Below are 22,134 nucleotides of genomic sequence, written 5' to 3'. Positions count from 1 at the left end.
ACCCCCGCTCATCCTGAGCTTGTCGAAGGACCCGCGCCCACGCCAGCCATGTAGCGGGGCCTTCGACAGGCTCAGGCTGAGCGGAAGTGGGCAGTATCCTTGAACTCTCTCAGCCCTCAAATCCCCTGCCGCTTCTTTGTTGCCAGGCTCGCCTGCGCTTCCCACGGCGCATCAGGCCAGTGGTGGCGCGGGTAGCGGCCGCGCATGTCCTTGGCGACGTCGCGCCAGCTGCCGCGCCAGAAGCCGGGGAGATCGCGCGTGGTCTGGATCGGGCGACCGGCGGGGGAGGTCAGCGACAGCACCAGCGGGATATGGTCGCGCCCGACCACCGGGTGAACATCCAGCCCGTAAAGCGCCTGCACCCGCAGCTCGACGGTCGGGCCTGCAGTGGCCGAATAGTCGATGGCGTGGCGTGTCCCGGCTGGGCTGGTGAACTCGGGCGGAGCGATACGATCGACCGTCTGCGCCGCGTCCCAACCCAGCAGGCCCTGCAGCGCGGTGTGCAGCGGCCCCGGGCCCACTGCGCCCAGCGAGCGGTGCCCGGCGAGCAGCGGGGCGAGCCAGTCGTCCAGGCTATCAAGCAAAGCTGCATCCTCCAGCACCGCAATCCCGGCAAAGCGTGCGCGCTGCCGCAAGGCCAGCGCCTTGTCACCCCAGCCGAAAAGATCGAGGCCATGCTCGCGCACCCCGCCGATCAGCGCGGCGCACAACGCATCGGGCGATGGCGACGGGTCCGGCCCGCTCGCCAGCCGGATCGCACCCAGCCTGCGTTCGAGCCGGGCCTCGGCGCGGCGCTCGGCCAGCGCAAAGCTGCAGCGGCTGACGCGCTCGATCCGCGCCGCCAGATGGGTTTCGACGTCCGCAGGGTCGAGCGCCATCGCGCTCAAGATGCGCGCGTCTGCCGCCTTGCCCTGCACCTCGCCGATCGCCAGCCATTGCGCGGTGATCAGCGAGGAGGCCGTATCGAGCCGGAAGCTGCGCCCGCCAGCGCTCGCCCAGGCCTCTCCGCCAGCATCGCGCCGCTTGGCGACCCGATCGGGGAAAGCGAGGGCTAGCAGGATGGCGGGTGGTAGGTCGGAAGAGTTCGGATTGGCGATCTGCCGCTCTGCCAATTGCGCCCAGCGCTGTGCGAGCTTGCGCGATTTCGATGCGCGCTCGCCGCGGTCGGAGCGCCAGCGCGCCAGCCGCGCATCGAGATCCTCCCCCTGCCCGCCCAGCCCGCGCTCCTGAAGCAGCAGCGCAATTTCCGCGGCCAGCATGGCGCATCCTGCGCGCGCGCCGCACAGCAGCATATGCGCAAGATGCGGCGGCAGCGGCAGCGCGGCGATCGCGCGGCCATTGGGCGTGATCGCGCCGGTGGCATCGAGCGCGTCGAGCGCCTGCAGCCGCTTGCGCGCCTCGGCCAGCAAGGGCGCGGGCGGCGGATCGAGCCAGTTCAGCCGCAGCGGATCGTTCTCCCCCCAGGCGGCGCATTGCAGCACCAAAGGCGCAAGATCGCTGTCGACAATCTCGGGCGGATCGAAGCGCGGCAGCCCGCCGGTCGCGGCCTCCTCCCACAGCCGATACGCCACCCCCGGCCCCTGCCGCGCGGCGCGGCCTGCGCGCTGGGTGGCGGCAGCCTGGCTGGCGCGCTCGGTCACCAGCCGGGTGGTCGCGGCGAGCGGATCATAGCGCGCGCGCCGCGCCATGCCGCTGTCGACCACGATGCGCACGCCATCGATGGTCAGGCTGGTCTCGGCGATGCTGGTGGCGAGAATCACCTTGCGGCGGCCTTGCGGATCGCGCCGGATCGCGGCGCGCTGTTCGGGCGGGGTCAGCGTGCCGTGAAGCGGCAGCACCACGATCACATCCCCCAGGTTCGCCAGCCGCTCCTGCGTGCGGGCAATTTCCCCGACACCGGGGAGGAAGGCGAGCACATCGCCCGCTTCCTCGCGCAATGCGATGCGGATCGCCTGCGCCATCGCGTCCTCAAGCCGTTGTTCGCCGCGCCGTCCGAGATGGCGCAGCGCCAGCGGATGCGAGCGCCCCTCGCTGTTCAGCACCGGCGCATCCCCCATCAGCGCAGAAAAGCGCGCGCCATCGAGCGTCGCCGACATCGCGAGCAGGCGCAGGTCGGACCGGAACGCACCCTGCGCTTCTAGTGCAAGCGCCAGCCCGAAATCGCTATCGAGGCTGCGTTCGTGGACCTCGTCGAACAGCACCGCTGAGACGCCTGCAAGCTCGGGATCGGCCTGTATACGGTTGACGAAAATCCCCTCGGTCAGCACCAGCACGCGGGTAGCCGCGCTGGTCTTGCTGTCCATGCGGGTGGCATATCCGATGGTCTGGCCGACACTCTCGCCCGCCAACTCCGCGATCCGCTCGGCTGCCGCGCGCGCGGCAAGGCGGCGCGGGGAAAGCAGCAGGATCTGCCCGGTGCACCAAGGCTGGTCGAGCAGCGCCGGTGCGACGGTCGTGGTTTTGCCCGCACCCGGCGGGGCGACGAGCACGGCATTGGGTGAGGTCGCGAGCGCAGCCAGCAGATCGGGCAGGACTGCGTGGATCGGGAGCTCAGCCATAAACCCCCAGCCCCAGCCGGCTGCGCATCATCCAGCGCCCGACCATCAGCACCGAGACCACCGCAAGTCCCGCAGCGAGCCCGATCCAGACTCCCACACCATCCCAGCCCAGCTGGAAGGCGAAGAACCAGGCGGTGCCCATGCCGACAGCCCAATAGCCGAATGCCGCAAACAGCATCGGCCAGCGTGTGTCCTGCAGCCCGCGCAACACCCCTGCCCCCACAGCCTGCACCGCATCGACCAGCTGGAAGATCGCCGCGACCAGCAGGAAGCCGAGAGCGAGCGAATACGCCGTCGCCGCGCTTGCATCCATCGGATCGATGAACAGGCTGACCAGCTGACGCGGGAACAGTGCCATGATCGCGGACATCATGCACGCCGCGATCACGCCCAGCCCCAGCGCCGCCCATCCGGCGCGCCCCGCCGCCACCGCATCGCGCGCGCCATGGTGCAGCCCGACGCGCACCGTAGCGGCCTGCGACAGGCTGAACGGCACCATGAAGGCGAAAGAGGCGATCTGGATGGCCACGGCATGGGCTGCAAGCGAATCGCGGTTGATCAACCCCATCAGGAACGCCGCCGCGCTGAAGATCGCGACCTCGAACGCAAAGGTGATCGCAATCGGCAGGCCCAGCCGGAACAGCCCGACATAACGCGGCCAGTCCGCCACCCAGAAGCGTCCGAAGATGCGATAGCGGCGGAACGGGCGCACCGTCGTGACGACCAGCGCCATCACCACGAACAGCGTGCAATTGGCAACGAGGTTCGCGGTCGCGGCCCCCATCAGCCCCATTTCGGGAAAGCCGAGATTGCCGAACACCAAAGCCCAGCAGACGATCAGGTTCACCCCGACCCCGCACAAGGTGACGATGACGCCCCAGATCGGGCGTTCCAGCGCCGAGACATACATGCGCAGCACGAACTGCAGCAGCCAGGGCAGCAATCCCCACATCGCGACGCGCAGGAATTGCCCGGCGTCGCGCGCCAGATCGGGCTGCTGGCCCATCAGCAGAAACAGCTTTTCGGCCTGCCACAGCACGGCCCAGATCGGCAGGCAGGCGGTAAGCGCGACCCAGAACCCCTGCCGCACCGTGCGCCGGATATCGCGCACCGAATGCGCGCGGCGCCCGCGCTCGGCCGCGATCATCGGCGAAGCGGCGGTCATCAGCCCCATGCCGAAGGTGCCGCAGGCGAAATACAGGTTCACCGCCAGCGCCGCCGCTGCCAGCGCCTGCACATCGTAGCGGCCCAGGATGATCACCTCGGTGGTGTGGATCGCCATCTGCGCGAGATTGCCCAGCACCAGCGGCCCTGCCAGCCACAACAGCGCACGGATCTCGATCCCCAACGAGGCGGGCGGGGCATCACCGGAAATGGAAGTGGCTGAAAGCGCCGTCATCTGACTGAAACTCGATTTACCGGGCCTGCCCGGTGATTCGGGTCAGCCGGGTTCAATACCCTCTTGCGATCGCGAACTCGACCGTTTCGATCAGCGCCGCCTTGGCCTTGCCATTGGGGAAGCCCGCGATAGCGTCGATTGCGCGCTGCCCGAAGTGGCGGGCGCGGTCGAGCGTCAGATCGATGGCGCTGTGCTGACGCAGCAGATCGGTGGCGTGCGCCAGATCCTCGTCCGAGGTGCGGTGACCGATGATCGCCGCTTCCCAGAACTTGCGCTCTTCGGGGCTGCCGTGCGCATAGGCCAGGATGACCGGAAGCGTGACCTTGCCGTCGCGGAAATCGTCGCCGACATCCTTGCCCATCTGTGCTGCGTCGGAGACATAGTCGATCGCGTCATCGACCAGCTGGAACGCGATGCCCAGATTGCGGCCATAGGCGTCTAGCGCGAGCTCGTCGGCCTCGTTGCGCTCTGCCACCACCGCCGAAATCCGGCAGGCAGCGGCGAACAGCGCCGCGGTCTTTGCACCGATGATCGCAAGATAGCGCTCTTCGCTTGTCTCGATCTGGCGCTGCGCGGTGAGCTGGTCGACCTCGCCCTCGGCGATGATCGCCGATGCGCCCGACAGGATCTTGAGCACCTTGAGCGAGCCGTCCTCGACCATCAGTTCGAACGAGCGGCTGAACAGGAAATCGCCGACCAGCACCGTGGCCGGGTTGCCGAACACCAGGTTTGCAGCCTTCTTGCCGCGCCGCATGTCGGACCCGTCCACGACATCGTCGTGCAGCAGCGTGGCGGTGTGGATGAACTCTACCGCAGCCGCCAGCTTGTAGTGGCGGGTGCCGGGATAATCGAGCAGCCGCGCGCAGGCGAGCGTCAGCATCGGACGCATCCTTTTGCCGCCGCCTGCGATCAGGTGACCTGCAAGTTCCGGAATCAGCGGGATTTTCGACTGCATCCGGTCCAGAATCACGCTGTTGACGGAATTCATGTCGTGCGCGACCAGCGCCATGATCGGATCAAGGCTGGGCGCGGCGGCAGGCGCGCTTCCGGGGCGGCCGATCGGGTGGATAGTCGCTGTCATGGGTTGCGATGTGGCAATCCACATGGCTTAAGGCAAGCGCAAAGCGCAGCGGTGTTGTGATCCGTAGCGTGATTCTGGTCCCGTTCTAGACAAGGCTTCCGCTTATGGCGCACGATCCCGTCCTGGCCGCTTTCCGGCAGAGCATCGACAACATCGATGCCGCATTGATCTTCATGCTGGCCGAGCGGTTCAAGATCACCAAGGCGGTGGGCGAATACAAGGCCAAGACCGCGCTCCCCCCTGCCGACCCCGGCCGCGAGGAAGAGCAGATCACGCGGATGAAGCGGCTCGCGGTCGATGCCGATCTGGATCCCGATTTTTCGGAGAAGTTCCTGCGCTTCGTGATCGACGAGGTGATCCGGCACCACGAGAAGATCAGGGACGCTGGGTAACTTTCTCCCCTCCCGCTTGCGGGAGGGGCAGGTTCAGCTTGCTGAACCGGGGTGGGCTGGGAGCACACCCGGTGCAGGAGCTTGATTTCTCAGGCCCACCCCCGCCTCGGCTTCGCCTCAACCACCCCTCCCGCAAGCGGTAGGGGAGAATTCGGTCAGCCCGCCCGCGGCAACCTCAGCCGCACCAGCAGGCCGCCCAGATCCTCGCTTTCGTCGAGCTCGACCAGCCCGCCATAGATCTCCGCGACATCGCGCACGATCGCCAGGCCAAGGCCCGTGCCCGGCTTGCCGGTATCCAGCCGCGCGCCGCGATCGAAGATGCGGGTGCGTTCGATTTCGGGGATTCCGGTGCCGTCATCCTCGATCCAGATATCGACCAGCTTCGGGTCCGCGGACCCCTTGGGATCGATGGTGACGAACACGCTGCCGCCGCCATATTTGCCCGCATTCTCGACCAGATTGCCCAGCATTTCCTCAAGGTCCTGCCGTTCGATCGCGACGCTCGCGGTCTTGCTGCCATCCAGGTCGCAGCGGACATGCGGGTACAGCCGCACCACCGCGCGCTCGACCGCCTGCGCGCTTTCCCACACATTGGCGCGCGCCAGCGCCTGGCCGCGACGCCCGACAGCGCGTGCCCGCGCGAGGTGATGATCGACCTGGCGGCGCATCACCGCGGCTTCGCGGATCACGGTATCGGCCAGGTCATCCGCGCGCGCGGTGGCGCTGTTCATGACCACGGTCAGCGGAGTCTTGAGCGCATGCGCGAGATTGCCCGCATGCCTGCGCGCCTCTTCGGCCTGTTTCTCGTTGTGCTCGAGCAATGCATTCAATTCCTCGACCATCGGCATCACCTCGATCGGCATCGGATCGCGCACCCGGTCCATCCGGCCTGTGCGCATCGCCTGGATCGCCTCGCGCACCTTGCGCAGCGGCCAGAGGCCATAGAGCGTCTGCAAACCGGCAAGGATGATCAGGCCCAGTGCCAGCAGCGCAAAGCTGTAGGTCAGCGTCTGGCGCAGCTGGCGAATTTGCAGGTCCATCGCGTCACGCGACTGCGCGACCATGAAGCGCCAGCGGACCTTGGATCCGGGCAGATAAATCGATTGTTCGATGATCCGCAGCTCGTCGTCGGAAAACTGGTCGCTGTTGTAGATATGCGGCTGCGCGTCGCTGTGGTCAGTCTCGATCCTGAGCGCGCGGTCCCACAAGGAGCGCGAGGTGAAATCGGAATGGCCCGCGCCGCTGATCTGCCAGTAGAGGCCGCTGTTGGGCTCCAGAAACCTCTGATCGCCCAGCGGCCGGTTGAAGAACACCTCGCCATCGGGGCCGATTTCCGCCGAGGATATCATTGCGGTCAGCACATATTCGAGCTGATCGTCGAAGCTGGTGGTGACGGTGTTGGTGAGGATGCGGTCGAGCGCCAGCCCGCCGCCCAGCAGCAGCACGAATATCCACGCCGCAGCGATGCCGATCATCCGGCGGCTGAGCGAGCCGGTATTGGGCAGCGGCGGAGCAGGCGCGACAGACCCGCCCGTCAGCGTCTGGTCGAGATCAGCCGCCGGCACGCTCTGCCGGGTCTTCGAGGCTGTAGCCGAGCCCGCGAATCGTGGTGATCACGTCCGAGCCCAGCTTCTTGCGGATGCGCGTCACGAACACCTCGATGGTGTTCGAATCGCGGTCGAAATCCTGGTCGTAGATATGCTCGATCAGCTCGGTGCGGCTGATGACCTTGCCTTTGTGGTGCAGCAGGTACGACAGCAATTTGTATTCCTGCGCGGTCAGCTTCACCGGCTCGCCATTCAGCGAAACCTTGCCCGAGCGGGTGTCGAGCCGGACATCGCCCGCGATCAGCTCGCTCGAGGCGTTGCCCGAGGCACGCCGGATCAGCGCGCGCAGCCGCGCGATCAGCTCTTCGGTCTGGAATGGCTTGGCAAGATAATCGTCCGCGCCCGCATCGAGCCCGGCGACCTTGTCGGACCAGCTGTCGCGCGCAGTCAGCACCAGCACCGGGAAGGTGCGGCCTTCCTTGCGCCACATGCCCAGCACGGTCAGCCCGTCGATCTCGGGAAGACCCAGGTCGAGGATCACCGCGTCATAATCCTCGGTCGAGCCCATGAAATGGCCGTCCTCGCCATCCACCGACAGGTCGACCGCATAGCCGGTGGCCTCGAGCGTGGACTTGAGCTGTTTGCCAAGGGTGGGTTCATCCTCGACGATCAGAACGCGCATGGGCTACTCCTGCAAATGGATTTGGGAAGCGGCATGGCGGATGCCGTCGCTTGCCTGAATGGGTGCATATTGGCCAAAAAGGGAGTGGTGACAAGGCTGGCGGCTGCAGCAAAGGCCCAAATGGTTCAGCCGGTCTGGCGCAATATCGCCCCCGTACGCGCATCGACATCGACGAAGATGACGCGGCCGCTGTCTAGGAACTTGAGCCGATAGACCTGCGAGCCGGCGTCATATTCGGGGCCGAGATACTGCATGCCGCGCATCTTGGGGAGAATGCGCCCCTCGATCTCGCGCAGCGATTTCACCTGGCCTGCCATGAACTGTTCGCGCGCCTCGCTCTGTTCGCCGCGGCGCTTGCCGTCGAGCGCGTCGGCATGCGGCGCGCCCGTCACCATCAGGGCAGCGCCCAGAGCGAGAGCAGGCAAGGAGAGAGAGAACAGTTTCATGCTGACCGCATTACCCCCCGATCATTGAATAACCGCTGAATAGCGCGCTAACCGCTTCTTCAGCCTTTGGCCAGAGCCGCGCGTGGGTCAACGCGTCATCTGATAAGTTGCGTTGACCGTCACGCTGGTACCCACCTGACCGCCCTCGATCGGCGGGGCGGCGGCGACGGACTGCATCGTGGTGCGCTTCATGTCCATCATCCCCATCGGCGAGGCGTTGGAGATCGCTTCGGACACTGCGAGCAGCTGCACCCCGGTGAAGCCGGTGCGGCGCGCATAATCCATCGCCTGGGCTTCTGCCCGCTTCATCGCCTTGTCGCGTGCCTCGCGCTGCGCGGTGCTGTCGTCATCGATGCTGAAGCTGGGGCCCGACAGGTTGTTGGCACCCTGCGACACGACCGAATCCAGGATCGATCCCAGCTTGTCGATCTGGCGGACTTTCACAGTGACCGTGTTGCTGACCTGATAGCCGATGAAGCGCGGCTGGCGGCCATCGTTGCCATATTCATAATCCATGGCGAGGTTGATGCCCGATGTCTGGATGTCCTCGCGCTTGATGCCCAGCGCGACGATCTGCTTGATCACCTTGTCCATGTCGGCGGAGTTCTGGCGAAGCGCGGCAGACGCGGTCGGGGCCTTGCTGGTCACGCCGGTGCTGAACGTCGCGGTGTCGGGGGCGCCAAGCACCGTCTCGGTGATGCTGAGTTCGACCACGGGCGCGCCGGCGCTGGGGGTGACATCCACAGCGGCAATCGCAGGGGTTGCGGCGGCAGCAAGGAAGGCCAGCGGCAGGGCACGAGCGACGGTCTTGATCATGAGCGGGGTCTCCAGAAGATTGAACGACATCGGTTTTTCCGGCAACCGCCGGGTGAAGGGGTGTCAATGCGCCTGCGTACGTGTCAATCGACTGAACGGATCAGTCAGACGCGCGCAAGCCTTGTAAACATCTCTGTCATCCCGTGCCGCGGGCATGATCGATGTACGCCTTGCGCAGCGCCATCGTCTCCATGCCGGGGCGGCCATCGCCTATGCTGAGCCCATCGATCTCGACCACCGGCATCACGAACAGCGACGCCGATGTGACAAAGGCCTCCGCCGCACCCTGCGCCTCGGCGATGGTGAAGGGCCGCTCTTCCACCGTGATCCCGCTTTGCCGCGCAATGTCGATCAGGCTGAGGCGAGTCACACCGGGAAGGATGTGATGCCCCAGATCGCGCGTGACCAGATGGCCGTTGCGGGTGATGATGCATGCGTTCTGCGAAGTGCCTTCGGTGATCACATCGCCCTCCACCAGCCAGACATCATCCACCCCCGCCGCCCTGGCCTCCATCTTCATCATGCTGGCATAGAGCAGCTGCACCGTCTTGATATCGCGCCGGCCCCAGCGCCGGTCCGGCCGGGTAAGGATCCGCATGCCGCGCTGCGCCGTCGGATTGTCGACCAAGGCGCGGGCCTGGGTGAAGGCGAACACCGTGGGCGGAGTGCCGGGCGCGGGGAACAGGAAATCGCGGTCCGCCGCCCCGCGGCTCACCTGCAGATAGATTGTTCCCTCGGTCAGATCGTTGCGCGCGATCAGCGTAGCCAGAACGCCTGCCCAGTCGGTCGCAGCAACATCGTGCGCGATGGTCATCTCGGCGAGCGACCGCTCCAGCCGGGCCATATGCGCTGCATGGTCGATGATCCGCCCGTCCAGCACCGAGAACACCTCGTATACCGCATCGGCAAACAGCAGCCCGCGATCGAAGATCGAAACATGCGCCGCGTCTTCCGCGACGAAATCCCCATTGAGATACACTGTCCGCACGGCCGACCCTTTCTGGCGTATTTGTTCCGTCTTGCGATGAGCGCGGGCGGCGGGTCAAGACGGATGTTGCAGAATGGCCGGGGATTGCGCCGCGCAGCGCCCGCGCCTAAGTGCCTGCGCATGTCCACACCCCCTGTCCTATCCTATGAAGACCTTGGCCTGATCCAGGGCACCGGCTGGCTGTTCCGCGATATCAACCTGCATGTCGGCCCGCGCGACCGGCTGGCGCTGATCGGGCGCAACGGTGCAGGCAAGACCACGATGCTGCGGCTGATCGCGGGCGATATCGAGGCGGATCGCGGACGGCGCACCATCCAGCCGGGAATCCGCTGCGTGATGCTGGCGCAGGACCCCGACTTCAAGGGGTTCGCCACGCTGAACGACTGGGCGCTTGCCGGAGACGATGCTCCGCCCGCGCACGAGGTCGCCGCGATCGCCGACCAGATCGGTATCGATCTGTCGCGCGAGGCAGCGACCGCCAGCGGTGGCGAGCGCAGGCGCGCCGCGATCTGCCGCGCGCTCGCGAGCGAACCCGATGTGCTGCTGCTCGACGAGCCGACCAACCATCTCGACCTTGCCGCAATCGACTGGCTCGAAAGCTGGCTCGGGCGCTTCAACGGCGCGTTCGTGGTGATCAGCCATGACCGCACATTCCTAGAACGGCTAACGAAACAAACCCTGTGGCTCGACCGCGGCAATCTGCGACGCCAGGAGATCGGCTTTGGCGGATACGAGGCGTGGATGGAGCAGGTTTATGCCGAGGAGGCCCGCGCCGCCGACAAGATGGACGCCAAGCTCAAGATCGAGGCGCACTGGCTCGAGCGCGGGGTCACCGCCAGGCGCAAGCGCAACCAGGGGCGGCTCGCCAAGCTTTGGGAAATGCGCGCAGCCCGCGCCGCGATGCTGGGGCCGCAGGGCACCGCCAAGCTGAAAGCCGTGAGCGACGACAGCAAGACCAAGTCGGTGATCGTCGCCGACCGGGTGTTCAAGACGTTCGGCGAAGGTGAAGACGCGCGCACGATCATCAAGGACTTTTCGCTCAGGGTGCAGCGTGGCGACCGCATCGGCATCGTCGGCGCGAACGGCGCGGGCAAGACCACATTGATCCGCCTGCTCACCGGCGAGCTCGCGCCCGACAGCGGCACGATCACCCTCGCCAAGACATTGGACGGCGTGATCATCGACCAGCAGCGCAAATTGATGTCGCCCGAAAAGCGCGTGCGCGACGTGCTCGCCGAGGGCGGAGACTGGATCGACGTGCGCGGGGTGCGCAAGCACATCCAGGGCTATCTCAAGGAGTTCCTGTTCGACCCCGGACTGGTCGAGGCGCGCGTCGGCACCTTGTCGGGCGGCGAACGCTCGCGGCTGCTGCTGGCGCGCGAGTTCGCCCGCGCCTCCAACCTGCTGGTGCTCGATGAGCCGACCAACGATCTCGATCTCGAAACGCTCGACCTGCTGCAGGAGGTCATCGCCGATTATGACGGCACGGTGCTGATCGTCAGCCATGACCGCGACTTTCTAGACCGCACCGTCACCGTGACGCTCGGGCTTGACGGCTCGGGCGTGGTCGATGTCGTTGCGGGCGGCTATGCCGACTGGGAAGCCAAGCGCAAGCAGCGCACCGCCGACTGGGTCAAGTCGAACCGCAGCAAGGCCGAGGCCGCCGCCGCGGCAGCTGCCGCGATCCCCAAGCCGGTCTCGCAGAAGGTCAAATTGAGCTACAAGGACCAGCGCGATTACGACACTCTGCCCGAAAGGATCGAGGCCATCGAGGCGGCCATCGCGCGCGATGAGGCCGCGCTCTCCGACCCGGAGTTGTATACCCGCGATCCTGCCAAGTTCGCCGCGCTGACCAAGGCGATCGAGAAGGCCCGCGAAGAGAAGGACGCCGCCGAAATGCGCTGGCTGGATCTGGCCGAGCAGGTCGAGGCGATGGGGTAACGCCACCGACTGTCGATCCGGTCCCTACCCGGTCCCCTGCGAAGGCAGGGGACTGAGCTAGTCTCTCAAGGCAGCCGATAGAAATCTGCCAGCCGGTCGAGCGCCATGCGCAGCACCAGGCGGCCGGAGCGCACCGGCCAGCCCAGCGCCTTTTCGGCCACCGGCATCGCCTCGCCCGAGCAGATCACCCGCCAGGCGATGTCATTCAGGTCGCGGCCCAGCGCGGTGATTGCCGCATCGAAACGCTGGCGCGCCGCCGCCTGGCGTTCGGTTGGCTCGAGATGGTCGTCGCTGCCGCGATAGCCGCCGGATCGCGGTGCGGCATCCCAGCGCATGGTGATAGAAGGGGCCAGGTTCGCCCGCTCCCAATCGGCGCGCAGTTTCTCCCCTGCCTCGAACTGCCGCTCGTCGATCAGCCCGCGCGCCAGCAGCCAGCCCAACGGCGATTCAGCCAGGTTCACCGTCACCGATCGCGCATGCCGCGCGCTTCGGTTTGCGCGCGCCACCGTCTCGCCCTCGATCGCGCGCTCCGTCAACAACCGCCCGGCCACCTGCCGGACAGCACCAAACACTTCAGCCTTTGCCATCACCACCATCCATATCGGTTCGTTTATGCCGATATCGTCTTGCCATGGCGGTTGGATTGTAGGAAAGTTGTTTTCCAATCCGGTTCGAGAGGATGCTCCATGATCAACCGTATCCGCGATGTCCGACGCGCCCGCCGCATGACGCTGGACGATGTCGCCCGGCGCTGCGATCCGCCGACCACCGCGCAGACCATCGGGCGGCTGGAGACCGGGACGCGCACCCTGTCGCTCGACTGGCTCAACCGCATCGCCGCAGCGCTCGAGGTCGACAGCAGCGCGCTGGTGAGCACCGAAACCACCGCCGAGCTGGCGGTCGTCGCGCTGCTCGGAGCCGATGGCGCGCATGCGCTCAGCCGCCCGGAAACCGCCGTTCCGCCGATCCCGAACGACCAGATGGTGGCGATGCGGGTGATCGGCAGCTTGGGCGAGTATCGCAGCGGCGACACGCTGTGGCTGCGGCGGATCGGTGCGGACGGCATCGGCTCGGCGCTCAACCGCGACGTATTGGTGCCCCGCCCCGCCGGTCGCTTCGTCTTCGGCCGACTGATCGCGCGCGATGGCGAGCGTATCCAGATTCTGCCACCGGGCGCAGGCTCCCGCCAGCAGGTGGTGAGCAATCCGCCGTGGCTGGCCGTGGCAGAAACGTTAATCCGCGCGCTGTAGAAGCAACGGCGATATGCGCATCCTCACCCTCGCCACGCTGTTTCCCAATGCCGCCCGCCCCAATTTCGGGATCTTCGTCGAGCGCCAGACCGCGGCGCTGGCGGCACGCGCCAGCGTCGAGGTCACGGTGATCAGTCCACAGGCGGTGCCGCCCTGGCCGCTGTCGCGCCATTCGCGCTACCGCGCGATCGCCGCGCTGCCCGCGCACGAAAGCTGGCACGGGCTGGATGTCCATCGCCCCCGCTTTATGCATGTGCCAGGAATCGGCAGCCACTGGCAGCCGCAGCTGCTCGCCCGCGCCGTCCTGCCGATGGTGCGCAGGCTGCACCGCGAACAGCCGTTCGATTTGATCGATGCCGAATTCTTCTATCCCGATGGCCCCGCCGCGCGCATCATCGCGCAGGAATTGGGCCTGCCCTATTCGGTCAAGGCACGCGGTGCCGACATTCACCATTGGGGCAACGCTGCCAGAACGCGAGAGGCAGTGGTGCAGGCAGGGCGCGATGCCAATGGTCTGCTTGCGGTATCGGCGGCGCTGAAGGCGGACATGGTCGCGCTGGGCATGCCCGCCGATCGCATCATGGTGCACTATACCGGCTGCGACCAGCAGCGCTTTGCGCCCCAGGACGGAAGCGCTTTGCGCCAACAGCTGGGCATCACTGGCCCGATGCTGATTTCGGTGGGTGCCCTGATCCCGCGCAAGCGCCAGAACCTGATCATCGAAGCGCTGCCGCTCATGCCCGAGGCGACGCTGGTTCTGGCTGGCGCGGGCGAAGCGGAGGCGGAATTCCGCGCGCTTGCCGTGCGGCTGGGGGTCGACAGCCGCGTGACCTTCGCAGGGTCGCTGCCGCATGACGACCTGCCCCGCTGGATCGCGGCGGCCGACGTGATGGTGCTGCCGTCAAAGTCCGAGGGCCTCGCCAATGCCTGGGTCGAATCGCTCGCCTGCGGGACGCCCATCGTGATCTGCGACGCCGGCGGCGCGGCAGAGCTGCTCACCGATCCGGTCGCCGGGCTGATCGCAGACGCTCACCCTGCCGCGCTGGCCGATGCCATCGGCCGCGTGCTTGCTGCGCGTCCGGACCCGGCCGCAGTCCGCGCATGCGTCGCGCGGTTCAGCTGGGACCGCAATGCGGACGAGTTGCACCGGTATTTCGAGAGAATTCTGGCGGCTTAGGGCCGTTTGGCGCGATCGCGCAGCGTGCGGATGATGCGGTTGCAGATCGTCGGGCTCAGCGCCTCGGCAAAATGGCACCCGACCAGCTTGCCTTCGGCCCACACTACTTCGCCAACGATCGGATCGACGCCATCGATCAGCAGCGTGATCGGCGCGGGCAGCCGAAGCAGATAGTCGGATTCGAACCGGCATCCGGTGATCGAAAGGTTGGTGAGCGTGACACCGCAGCGGCGACGCCCCTGCTCGAGCAGGTCGGCGTCGATCTGCACATTGATGCGAATGGCGTAGCGGCGGTCGGTGGCCGCCTGGCCCACCCCGATCTGCTTGCCCATTGTCGCCGTCATAACCTGCCCCCGATGAAGCGAAACCCTCGCGTGGTCCACGTCCGGCAGGGGCCGGAATGTGGCTACGCGATGTTAAGTCTTAACGGCAACACCCTAATCGTTAGTAAATGCGCGGAAAACGGGTGTGAAACGCAAAAACGCCCGGCAACCCCATCAGGGTGCCGGGCGTCTTTTAGAGCTTTTGCCTTTTCAGGCGCAGCTGCGCGTCTGCTTATTCAGCAGGAGCGGCGGGAGCGGCCGGAGCAGCTTCTGCGCCAGCGGCGGCACCGGCTTCGGCACCAGCTTCAGCACCGGCTTCGGCGCCAGCTTCCATTCCGGCTTCCATGCCAGCTTCGGCGCCTTCAGCGGCCGGAGCTTCCATGGCTTCTTCAGCAGGAGCTTCAGTGGTTTCTTCAGCAGGAGCTTCAGCGGCTTCTTCCGGAGTGCAGGCTGCGAGAGCCAGAACGCTAGCGGCGGCGAAAACCGGGCTCAGCTTGATGATGGACTTCATGGTACTTTTCCCCTTCGTTGCGGAAACAAGAGCCCGCGTTGTATCGACACCCTTGGGACTCTGGCAAGACAAATTTCTTGCACTGGCGCAGGAAGGACACGCACATGGCCCGACCCCTATCCCCCGCACCCTTGGGAACCGTGCATATAGCCGAGTTACGAAACGCGGAAAAGAGGATAAAATACTGACACTCCAAGCGTCTTGTTCTGGAACCAGACGGGGCTGATACATCGACAGAGCGCCGCATCAATTCGCGCGATCGCCGCGTTTTGAGTTTCGCAAACCGCCAGTTTAACCGATCAAAGACAAGGGCTTGCACTAGGCTGCGCCCGCCACGACGCACTGTGCCGTCTGGCGGTGAAACCCACCCGCCGCCGTTGCAGCATCGGGCAGATCCCCCGTCGCGGCGCGCCTTGCCGGGACATGCACGCCGAATCGCCCACAGGGCAATCTGGCTTCAATGACCGGCACTTCCGGACAGGGCAGTTGACCGACAAACACCATCTGTGCGACCGGCCAGAAGCGCACCACTTCCGGTTCAGAAAGGCCTGTCCATGACATCCCGCACGATCAACGGCAATCCGGTCAACCCCATCGGCCTTGGCTGCATGTCGCTGAGCTGGGGCTATGGTGCCCTGCCCCCGCGCGACGTGGCGATCGCCCTGCTCAACCGGGCGCTGGATATCGGCTATGATCATCTCGACACCGCCAACATCTATGGTCTGGGCCATAACGAAACACTGATCGGCGAGGCGCTGAAGGGACGGCGCGGCGAGTTCTTCCTTGCGACCAAGATGGGTATCGTCATCGAGGGCGAGAAGCGCGGGATCGACTGCAGCCCGCAAAGCATCCGTCGCTGCATCGATGAATCGCTGACCCGGCTTCAGACCGACCATGTCGACCTTTATTATATGCACCGCCGCGACCGCAGCGTGCCGATCGAGGAATCGGTGGGCGCGATGGCCGAGCTGGTGAAAGAGGGCAAGATCGGCAGCATCGGCCTGTCCGAGATGTCGGCCGACACCCTGCGCCGTGCGGCAGCGATCCACCCGATCGCTGCGATGCAGACCGAATATTCGCCCTGGACGCGCGAGCCCGAGATCGCCGTGCTCGATGCCTGCCGCGAACTGGGGACGACCTTCGTCGCCTTCTCGCCGGTTGCGCGGGGCGTGCTGGCAGGGGGCGTGCGCGATGTTGCCGCGCTGGCAGACAACGATCTGCGCCGCGCAATGCCGCGCTTCAACGACGAGAACTGGCCCGCGAACCTCGCCCTGGTCGATCAGTTCTGTGCGCTGGCGGCCGAACACGGGGTCACGCCTGCGCAGCTGTCGCTCGCCTGGGTGCTGTCGCGCGGCGAGCATATCGTCGCCATTCCCGGCACCGGATCGATCGCGCACATGGAAGAGAATTTCGCGCGGACCGACTGGACCATCCCCGCCGATGCCGCCGCGCGGATCGATGCGATGATCAACCAGCAGACCGTCGCCGGCCCACGCTATGGCGCAACCATGCAGCGGACGATCGATACCGAGATGTTTGGCTGAAACCCGCCCGATCGCCCGGATCGCTGCGGTGAGAAAATTGGTCGGGACGAGAGGATTCGAACCTCCGACCCCCACACCCCCAGTGTGATGCGCTACCAGGCTGCGCTACGTCCCGACCGTGCCATCGCCGCGCTGCGGCTGATGGGAAGCGCGCCTATATGGCGGTGCGACACGAATGGCAAGCCCGTCGTTCGCCCGCAACGCACAGGTCATCGCCAATTGCCATAAGCGGCCGATGATGATAGGCGCGCCCATCGCCGCGACCGGGTTTTTATGCCGCGTCGCTCTCCTGTGCTTTTTTCAGACATTCGGAATTTATCGACATGGACTCGACACTTTTGCTTGCATTGGCTGCGGCTGCTCCCGGTGGGGCTCCGGCCTGGACTCAGCTTTTGATGTTCGTGCCGCTGCTGCTGATCTTCTATTTCCTGATCATCCGGCCGCAACAGCGGCAGATGAAAGCGCACAAGGCCAAGATCGATGCGGTCAAGCGTGGTGATCAGGTCGTTACCGGCGGCGGTCTGGTCGGCAAGGTGATCAAGGTCGACGACATCTATGTCGAGCTGGATCTGGGCGGTGCCAAGGTGCGCGCGGTCAAGGCAACGCTGAGCGATGTCGTCCAGCCCGGCGGTGCGCCCGCCAACGATTGACCTATCGCCTTGCCGCAAATGAGCCACATGAATATATGGCGCGCACATCCGGTTCGCGTCCGCCTTGCCCGCCCCTGTGCGACGCATGACGCGGCACTGCCAAGGAAGCCTTGAGAATGCTTGATTTTCCGCGCTGGAAAACGATCTCGATCAGCCTGATGCTCGCTTTGGGCGTGCTGCTGGCGATCCCCAGCCTGCTGCCTGCCAGCATCTCGCCTTATTATCCATCGTTCCTTCCGCAGGAAAAGATCAATCTGGGGCTCGACCTTCAGGGTGGCAGCCACATCCTGCTGGAGGGCGACCCCAAGGATGTCGCGGCGCAGCGTCTGGAGAACATGGAAGAGACCGTGCGCACCGCCATGCGCGCCGCCAAGCCGCGGATCGGCATCGGCGATATCTCGCGTGAAGGCGGCAAGCTTTCGTTCCTGGTGCGCGACGTATCGCAGGTCGATGCCGCGCGCGAGGCGATCCTACCGATGACCACGGGTGCGGGCCTGACCGGCCAGCGCGACTGGGACATTGAGGTGCGCGACACCAGCCGCATCGTGCTGACCCCGACCGAAGCGGGCCTGACCGAGGCGCTCGACCAGGCGATGGAAACCGCGACCGAGGTGGTGCGCAAGCGCATCGACGAACTGGGCACGCGCGAGCCGACCATCATCCGCCAGGGCGACAACCGCATCGTCGTCCAGGTACCGGGCCTCGAAGATCCCGAAGCGCTCAAGGAACTGCTCGGCCAGACCGCCGAGCTCGAATTCAAGCTGGTCGACCAGAACGCCAGCCCCGAAGACATCGCCGCAGGCCGCGCCCCGGTGGGCAGCGAGGTCGTCCCCTACCCCAGCAACCCGGCCGGCGGCACGCCGATCGCGGTGCGCCGTCTGGGCGGTATCCGTGGCGACAAGCTGACCAACGCGCAGGCGAGCTTCGACCAGCAGACCAACGAACCCGTCGTGTCGATCACCTTCGACCGCGAGGGTGGATCGCGCTTTGCTCGGCTGACGCAGGAAAACGTCAACAAGCCTTTCGCGATCATCCTCGATGGCGAAGTGCTGTCCGCTCCCAACATCAACGAACCGATCCTGGGCGGCTCCGCCCAGATCTCCGGCAGCTTCACCACCGAAAGTGCCAACCAGCTGGCGATCGCGCTGCGCTCGGGCGCACTGCCGGTCGAACTGAAGGTGGTCGAGGAACGCTCGGTAGGGCCTGATCTCGGCACCGAATCGGTGCAGCTCGGCCTGCTCGCAGGCGGCATCGCGACGATCGCGGTGCTGGTGCTGATGGCGGTCACTTATGGCCGCTTCGGCCTCTATGCCAACATCGCGCTGATCCTGAACATTTTCCTGATCCTGGGAATCATGGCGCTGATGAACGCGACACTCACGCTGCCGGGGATCGCGGGCTTCGTGCTCACTATCGGCGCGGCGGTCGACGCCAACGTGCTCATCAACGAACGCATCCGGGAAGAGCGAAAGGCGGGCCGGCGTATCGTCCAGGCTATCGAGGTCGGCTATACCGAAGCCTCGCGCGCGATTTTCGATGCCAATATCACCAACGTGATTGCCGCCGTGCTGTTGTTCCTGTTCGGCTCCGGCCCTGTGCGCGGCTTTGCCGTGGTGCTGATGATCGGCATCCTCACATCGGTGTGGACTGCGGTGTACGTCACCCGCATGTTCGTCGCCATCTGGCTCAAGCGCGCGCGTCCGCGCGAGCTGGTCATTTAAGGAAGGCTTGACCCCATGAAGCTCCTCAAGCTCGTTCCCGACGATACCAACATCCGCTTCCTGCGCTGGCGCAAGCTGGCGATGACGATCAGCCTGCTGTCGATCATCGCATCGCTCGTGCTGGTCGGTGTGCGCGGCCTCAATCTGGGCGTCGATTTCGTCGGCGGCCAGATGATCCAGGTGACCTTCGACAAGGTGGCCGAAGCCCCCGTGTCCGATCTGCGCGAAGACATCGAGGCGCTCAACCTCGGCGAATCGACGATCCAGCGCTTCGGCCAGCCCAACCAGGTTTCGGTCCGCATGCGGCTCGCCGGCGACAATGTCGACGAGGTCAATGCCGTCACCAGCCGCGTGACGCAGATGATCACCAAGGAATATGCCGCGCAGGGCGCTCGCATCGACGGGGTGGATTCGGTATCGGGCAAGGTGTCCGAAGAGCTCCTGACGACCGGCGTATATTCGCTGGTGTTCGCGATGCTCGCGATTGCGGTCTACATCTGGTTCCGGTTCGAATGGCAGTTCGGGCTCGCCGCGCTGTTCGCGCTGTTCCACGACGTGGTGCTGACCTTCGGCTTCTTCGCGCTGACCCAGCTCGAGTTCAACCTCAACATCGTCGCCGCGCTGCTGACCATCATCGGCTATTCGCTCAACGATACGATCGTGGTGTTCGACCGCGTGCGCGAGAACCTGCGCAAGTACCGCAAGATGGACATGATCGCGCTGCTCGACCTGTCGACCAACGAGACCCTGGCGCGCACCGTGATGACATCGCTGACCATGCTGGTCGCTTTGCTCGTACTGCTGCTGATCGGCCCGGGCGTGATCTTCGGCTTTACTGCCGCGATGACCCTGGGGCTGTTCGTCGGCGCCTATTCGTCGGTGTACATGGCCAACCCGATCCTGGTGTGGCTGGGCGTGGGCGCGCACAGCTTCATCCCTCAGATGACTGATGCCGACAAGGCCGCAGCCAAGCTGAAAGAGGGCGTCGGGGGCGCCCAGCCCTGATCGGCAGCGCTCAATATGGCTGAATTCAACCAGGACCCGCGCGCGTCCGGCCCGGTGATCACGGGCTTCACCGCGCACGGCTTCAAGCTCGACGGCGACAATCTGGGCCCGCGCCGGGTCGAATCCAGCCTGGTGCTGACCCCCGTCTCGGCGATGCCTTGGGATACACCAGCGATCGACGCGCTCGGTATCGCGGCGTTGGAGCAGGTGCTGGCGATGGACCCACCGCCCGAATTCATGCTGCTGGGGACCGGCCCGGCGCTCGCCCACCCTCCCCGCGCCTTCATCCGCGCGATGGAAGAACGCGGCATCGGCGTGGAGGCGATGGACAGCCGCGCCGCCGCGCGCGCCTGGGGCATCCTGCGATCCGAAGACCGCTGGATCGCCGCTGCAATCATGGCGATCTGATCAGCCTCTCGGCCGCTCGTTCAGGCTCGTGATCATGTCCGCCATGGCGCGGAACTGCTCGATCGTGCGCGCCAGCAGTTCGTGATCGCGGCGCGGATCGAGCGAGCCGCTTTCGAACAGATCGTCGCTTTCCATCGTCACGATGACATCGCCCTTGTGAAACAGCGCCTTGAGCTTCTTGCCCTCGAACTTGTCCTCCAGCGCGATCAGGCGTTCGCAATAGGCCGGGTGCACCAGATACCGCGCTTCCACCGCATCGCTGCCATAGACATCGAACGCCTTTTCGAAGCGCGGATCGACCATCTTTACCCGCTCCAGCCTGATGCCGTCCTTGGTCTGACTGTCGCCGAACAGGGCGAGCCTCATCCGCTGCCGCTCGATCAGGGTGACGCCGTGAAAGTCGCGCGCGAAATGCATCTTCAGGATGACGCCGCTGAACACGGTGACATCGCGCGCATTCTTGCCCGACCCGCGCCGTTCGATCAGCGTGGCCTCGTACAGGTTGAAACGCGTACCCCCCAGATCGCCTTGCCACAGATCCTGGCAGGTCTTGCGGGTATAGGATGGCAGCAAATCGAACCTGCAGGCGAGCTCGAATTCCTCTCCAAACGAAGCTGCGGCGGAATAGGAAATGCCCAGCGTGCGGGCCAGCGTGGTGTTCATCTGTGTCTTGAGGCTGGTGACCACCGCCTGGCGGATCATCGCCCCCTTGCCAGCGCAGATCGCCATGATCCCCATGCCGACGAGCGCGAACAGCTGACCCAGAAAGCCTTCGATCGCCAGTCCCAGCAGGAACGGCAGGCCGATGACGGCCCCTGCGATCCACCATTTCGCTGCCCGGCTCTTGGCATCCTTGCGTGCCTGATCCTGCCCGGTGAGCCACGTTCCCAGGTCACCTGCCATCAACGTATCGACATCGGGCACTGTGATCATCGGCATTCCCCCCGGCGCGCGCGCATGATAGCTCTAGGGCTCGCAATGGGGGATTGTCTATGGAATGGATCATAGCTGGTGTCGTCGTCGTGCTGTTGCTGGCGGTTGTGCTGATCTACAACCGGCTGGTCGCGCTGCGCGCCAATTGCCGCCAGGGCTGGGCTGATATCGATGCGGGGCTGCGCCAGCGGCACGACCTGATCCCCAATCTGGTGAATACCGTGCAAGGCTATGCCGCGCATGAAAAGAGCGCGCTCGAGGCGGTGATCGCTGCACGGGGCAATGCGCTGGCAGCGCGCGGCCCGGGCGAGGCACAGGGCGCGGAGATGGCGCTGGGCGGCGCGCTCAAGAACCTGTTCGCGCTGGCCGAGGCGTATCCCGACCTCAAGGCCAACACCAATTTCCAGTCGCTTCAGCACGAGCTCGCCGATGTCGAGGACAAGCTCGCCGCCGCGCGCCGCGCCTATAACGCCGCCAGTGCGGATTATAATGCGGGGATCGAATCCTTCCCCGCGGTGCTGTTCGTCGGCGCTCTGGGCTTCAAGCCGCAGAACTTCTGGGAGCTGGGCAATGACGAGCGGGCGACACTGGGCAACGCGCCGAAGGTTTCGTTCTGAGCCTTGGTGGCACTTTGCTCTATCGATACAGTAATTCAGGTATCCCTGCTCGGCTGACGCATCACAAATCTGCAAGGTTAATGTAGTTTAATTTTGCTGCGTGGCCCTATCGTCTATCCTCTGCTGCAACTGGACGTATCCAGAC

Annotated in this window: 22 protein-coding genes and 1 tRNA gene; 10 read left to right on the top strand and 13 right to left on the bottom strand. The window is 65.4% G+C overall.

Going from position 1 to position 22,134, the window contains the following annotated elements:
- Positions 1 to 116: 116 nt before the first annotated feature.
- From hrpB to IP68_RS07020, 3 genes are read right to left on the bottom strand one after another with little or no spacing between them, the layout of a single operon-like run.
- Positions 117 to 2,558 (bottom strand): ATP-dependent helicase HrpB, encoded by a 2,442-nt coding sequence (hrpB, locus tag IP68_RS07030; protein ID WP_054134230.1) that lies wholly within the window; start codon positions 2,556 to 2,558, stop codon positions 117 to 119.
- Positions 2,551 to 3,957, bottom strand: coding sequence for an MATE family efflux transporter (locus IP68_RS07025; RefSeq protein ID WP_054134229.1), 1,407 nt, complete (start codon positions 3,955 to 3,957; stop codon positions 2,551 to 2,553). Before IP68_RS07025 ends, hrpB begins: the two co-directional genes overlap by 8 nt.
- Positions 3,958 to 4,009: 52 nt before the next feature.
- Entirely contained in the window at positions 4,010 to 5,038 is a 1,029-nt protein-coding gene (locus IP68_RS07020) for a polyprenyl synthetase family protein (protein ID WP_054134228.1), read from the bottom strand.
- 104 nt (positions 5,039 to 5,142) lie between these two features.
- On the opposite strand from IP68_RS07020, the gene IP68_RS07015 reads away from it, so the two are divergent.
- Positions 5,143 to 5,430, top strand: coding sequence for a chorismate mutase (locus tag IP68_RS07015; protein ID WP_054134227.1), 288 nt, complete (start codon positions 5,143 to 5,145; stop codon positions 5,428 to 5,430).
- 155 nt (positions 5,431 to 5,585) lie between these two features.
- Here the strand turns inward: IP68_RS07015 and IP68_RS07010 are convergent, their stop codons facing one another.
- The 5 genes from IP68_RS07010 to IP68_RS06990 all read right to left on the bottom strand — a co-directional run bounded on the left by IP68_RS07010 (position 5,586) and on the right by IP68_RS06990 (position 9,909).
- Positions 5,586 to 6,905 (bottom strand): ATP-binding protein, encoded by a 1,320-nt coding sequence (locus IP68_RS07010; protein WP_054134369.1) that lies wholly within the window; start codon positions 6,903 to 6,905, stop codon positions 5,586 to 5,588.
- Positions 6,906 to 6,981: 76 nt separating this feature from the next.
- Positions 6,982 to 7,659, bottom strand: coding sequence for a response regulator transcription factor (locus IP68_RS07005; protein WP_054134226.1), 678 nt, complete (start codon positions 7,657 to 7,659; stop codon positions 6,982 to 6,984).
- Positions 7,660 to 7,784: 125 nt separating this feature from the next.
- Positions 7,785 to 8,105 carry a PepSY domain-containing protein gene (locus IP68_RS07000; protein ID WP_054134225.1) on the bottom strand — a complete coding sequence of 107 codons (321 nt, stop codon included), beginning with the start codon at positions 8,103 to 8,105 and terminating at the stop codon, positions 7,785 to 7,787.
- 87 nt (positions 8,106 to 8,192) lie between these two features.
- Positions 8,193 to 8,951: an SIMPL domain-containing protein gene (locus tag IP68_RS06995; RefSeq protein WP_054134224.1), complete on the bottom strand. Its 759-nt coding sequence runs from the start codon at positions 8,949 to 8,951 to the stop codon at positions 8,193 to 8,195.
- Between the two features lie 106 nt (positions 8,952 to 9,057).
- Positions 9,058 to 9,909 (bottom strand): D-amino-acid transaminase, encoded by an 852-nt coding sequence (locus tag IP68_RS06990; protein WP_054134223.1) that lies wholly within the window; start codon positions 9,907 to 9,909, stop codon positions 9,058 to 9,060.
- A 120-nt stretch (positions 9,910 to 10,029) separates the two neighbouring features.
- Here IP68_RS06990 and IP68_RS06985 point away from each other — a divergent pair, with 120 nt between their 5' ends.
- Entirely contained in the window at positions 10,030 to 11,850 is a 1,821-nt protein-coding gene (locus tag IP68_RS06985) for an ABC-F family ATP-binding cassette domain-containing protein (RefSeq protein ID WP_054134222.1), read from the top strand.
- 65 nt (positions 11,851 to 11,915) lie between these two features.
- On the opposite strand, the gene IP68_RS06980 is transcribed toward IP68_RS06985, so the two are convergent.
- On the bottom strand, positions 11,916 to 12,437 hold the full coding sequence (locus IP68_RS06980; protein ID WP_231683780.1) for a DUF6456 domain-containing protein: 522 nt from the start codon (positions 12,435 to 12,437) through the stop codon (positions 11,916 to 11,918).
- A 99-nt stretch (positions 12,438 to 12,536) separates the two neighbouring features.
- Here IP68_RS06980 and IP68_RS06975 point away from each other — a divergent pair, with 99 nt between their 5' ends.
- Together IP68_RS06975 and IP68_RS06970 are read left to right on the top strand one after the other, a co-directional pair.
- Positions 12,537 to 13,100 (top strand): helix-turn-helix domain-containing protein, encoded by a 564-nt coding sequence (locus IP68_RS06975; RefSeq protein ID WP_054134221.1) that lies wholly within the window; start codon positions 12,537 to 12,539, stop codon positions 13,098 to 13,100.
- Positions 13,101 to 13,113: 13 nt separating this feature from the next.
- On the top strand, positions 13,114 to 14,277 hold the full coding sequence (locus IP68_RS06970; protein WP_054134220.1) for a glycosyltransferase: 1,164 nt from the start codon (positions 13,114 to 13,116) through the stop codon (positions 14,275 to 14,277).
- On the opposite strand, the gene IP68_RS06965 is transcribed toward IP68_RS06970, so the two are convergent.
- Together IP68_RS06965 and IP68_RS19720 are read right to left on the bottom strand one after the other, a co-directional pair.
- Positions 14,274 to 14,621, bottom strand: a complete 348-nt coding sequence (locus IP68_RS06965) for a PilZ domain-containing protein (RefSeq protein ID WP_082382182.1) — start codon at positions 14,619 to 14,621, stop codon at positions 14,274 to 14,276. The two genes, IP68_RS06970 and IP68_RS06965, sit on opposite strands and share 4 nt — an antisense overlap.
- Positions 14,622 to 14,832: 211 nt before the next feature.
- Positions 14,833 to 15,111, bottom strand: a complete 279-nt coding sequence (locus IP68_RS19720; protein ID WP_117351113.1) for a hypothetical protein — start codon at positions 15,109 to 15,111, stop codon at positions 14,833 to 14,835.
- Positions 15,112 to 15,665: 554 nt separating this feature from the next.
- Between IP68_RS19720 and IP68_RS06960 the strand changes: the two genes are divergently transcribed.
- A complete protein-coding gene (locus IP68_RS06960; protein WP_054134218.1) occupies positions 15,666 to 16,655 on the top strand; it encodes an aldo/keto reductase in 990 nt (329 codons plus the stop codon).
- 38 nt (positions 16,656 to 16,693) lie between these two features.
- Here the strand turns inward: IP68_RS06960 and IP68_RS06955 are convergent.
- Positions 16,694 to 16,770, bottom strand: a tRNA-Pro gene (locus tag IP68_RS06955).
- Between the two features lie 208 nt (positions 16,771 to 16,978).
- On the opposite strand from IP68_RS06955, the gene yajC reads away from it, so the two are divergent.
- From yajC to IP68_RS06935, 4 genes are all read left to right on the top strand, one after another.
- Complete coding sequence (gene yajC / locus IP68_RS06950) at positions 16,979 to 17,305, top strand: preprotein translocase subunit YajC (protein ID WP_054134217.1); 327 nt, start codon at positions 16,979 to 16,981, stop codon at positions 17,303 to 17,305.
- 116 nt (positions 17,306 to 17,421) lie between these two features.
- The gene (gene secD / locus IP68_RS06945) at positions 17,422 to 19,026 is read left to right on the top strand and encodes a protein translocase subunit SecD (protein ID WP_054134216.1); all 1,605 of its coding nucleotides are present in this window, start codon (positions 17,422 to 17,424) and stop codon (positions 19,024 to 19,026) included.
- A gap of 15 nt (positions 19,027 to 19,041) precedes the next feature.
- Positions 19,042 to 20,031 (top strand): protein translocase subunit SecF, encoded by a 990-nt coding sequence (gene secF, locus IP68_RS06940; RefSeq protein ID WP_054134215.1) that lies wholly within the window; start codon positions 19,042 to 19,044, stop codon positions 20,029 to 20,031.
- Positions 20,032 to 20,046: 15 nt separating this feature from the next.
- Positions 20,047 to 20,439 carry an Mth938-like domain-containing protein gene (locus IP68_RS06935; protein WP_054134214.1) on the top strand — a complete coding sequence of 131 codons (393 nt, stop codon included), beginning with the start codon at positions 20,047 to 20,049 and terminating at the stop codon, positions 20,437 to 20,439.
- Here IP68_RS06935 and IP68_RS06930 read toward each other — a convergent pair whose 3' ends face one another.
- The gene (locus tag IP68_RS06930) at positions 20,440 to 21,372 is read right to left on the bottom strand and encodes a DUF3137 domain-containing protein (protein ID WP_197275746.1); all 933 of its coding nucleotides are present in this window, start codon (positions 21,370 to 21,372) and stop codon (positions 20,440 to 20,442) included.
- Positions 21,373 to 21,431: 59 nt separating this feature from the next.
- Between IP68_RS06930 and IP68_RS06925 the strand changes: the two genes are divergently transcribed.
- Positions 21,432 to 21,989: a LemA family protein gene (locus IP68_RS06925; RefSeq protein WP_197275745.1), complete on the top strand. Its 558-nt coding sequence runs from the start codon at positions 21,432 to 21,434 to the stop codon at positions 21,987 to 21,989.
- Positions 21,990 to 22,134 lie beyond the last annotated feature (145 nt).

The organism is Blastomonas sp. AAP25 (assembly GCF_001295965.1).
Classification (GTDB): domain Bacteria; phylum Pseudomonadota; class Alphaproteobacteria; order Sphingomonadales; family Sphingomonadaceae; genus Blastomonas; species Blastomonas fulva.
Note: the sequence above shows the minus strand (reverse complement) of the source record. Positions and strands in the feature narration are given on the sequence as shown.

Coding starts and splice junctions, on each gene's coding strand:
- IP68_RS06985 (WP_054134222.1), top strand. CDS start 10,030: ATGTCCACACCCCCTGTCCTATCCTATGAAGACCTTGGCCTGATCCAG.
- yajC (WP_054134217.1), top strand. CDS start 16,979: ATGGACTCGACACTTTTGCTTGCATTGGCTGCGGCTGCTCCCGGTGGG.
- hrpB (WP_054134230.1), bottom strand. CDS start 2,558: ATGGCTGAGCTCCCGATCCACGCAGTCCTGCCCGATCTGCTGGCTGCG.
- IP68_RS07005 (WP_054134226.1), bottom strand. CDS start 7,659: ATGCGCGTTCTGATCGTCGAGGATGAACCCACCCTTGGCAAACAGCTC.
- IP68_RS07025 (WP_054134229.1), bottom strand. CDS start 3,957: ATGACGGCGCTTTCAGCCACTTCCATTTCCGGTGATGCCCCGCCCGCC.
- IP68_RS07020 (WP_054134228.1), bottom strand. CDS start 5,038: ATGACAGCGACTATCCACCCGATCGGCCGCCCCGGAAGCGCGCCTGCC.
- IP68_RS07015 (WP_054134227.1), top strand. CDS start 5,143: ATGGCGCACGATCCCGTCCTGGCCGCTTTCCGGCAGAGCATCGACAAC.
- IP68_RS06970 (WP_054134220.1), top strand. CDS start 13,114: ATGCGCATCCTCACCCTCGCCACGCTGTTTCCCAATGCCGCCCGCCCC.
- IP68_RS07010 (WP_054134369.1), bottom strand. CDS start 6,905: ATGATCGGCATCGCTGCGGCGTGGATATTCGTGCTGCTGCTGGGCGGC.
- IP68_RS07000 (WP_054134225.1), bottom strand. CDS start 8,105: ATGAAACTGTTCTCTCTCTCCTTGCCTGCTCTCGCTCTGGGCGCTGCC.
- secD (WP_054134216.1), top strand. CDS start 17,422: ATGCTTGATTTTCCGCGCTGGAAAACGATCTCGATCAGCCTGATGCTC.
- IP68_RS06995 (WP_054134224.1), bottom strand. CDS start 8,951: ATGTCGTTCAATCTTCTGGAGACCCCGCTCATGATCAAGACCGTCGCT.
- IP68_RS06975 (WP_054134221.1), top strand. CDS start 12,537: ATGATCAACCGTATCCGCGATGTCCGACGCGCCCGCCGCATGACGCTG.
- secF (WP_054134215.1), top strand. CDS start 19,042: ATGAAGCTCCTCAAGCTCGTTCCCGACGATACCAACATCCGCTTCCTG.
- IP68_RS06925 (WP_197275745.1), top strand. CDS start 21,432: ATGGAATGGATCATAGCTGGTGTCGTCGTCGTGCTGTTGCTGGCGGTT.
- IP68_RS06980 (WP_231683780.1), bottom strand. CDS start 12,437: ATGGCAAAGGCTGAAGTGTTTGGTGCTGTCCGGCAGGTGGCCGGGCGG.
- IP68_RS06935 (WP_054134214.1), top strand. CDS start 20,047: ATGGCTGAATTCAACCAGGACCCGCGCGCGTCCGGCCCGGTGATCACG.
- IP68_RS06930 (WP_197275746.1), bottom strand. CDS start 21,372: ATGATCACAGTGCCCGATGTCGATACGTTGATGGCAGGTGACCTGGGA.
- IP68_RS06960 (WP_054134218.1), top strand. CDS start 15,666: ATGACATCCCGCACGATCAACGGCAATCCGGTCAACCCCATCGGCCTT.
- IP68_RS19720 (WP_117351113.1), bottom strand. CDS start 15,111: ATGAAGTCCATCATCAAGCTGAGCCCGGTTTTCGCCGCCGCTAGCGTT.
- IP68_RS06965 (WP_082382182.1), bottom strand. CDS start 14,621: ATGACGGCGACAATGGGCAAGCAGATCGGGGTGGGCCAGGCGGCCACC.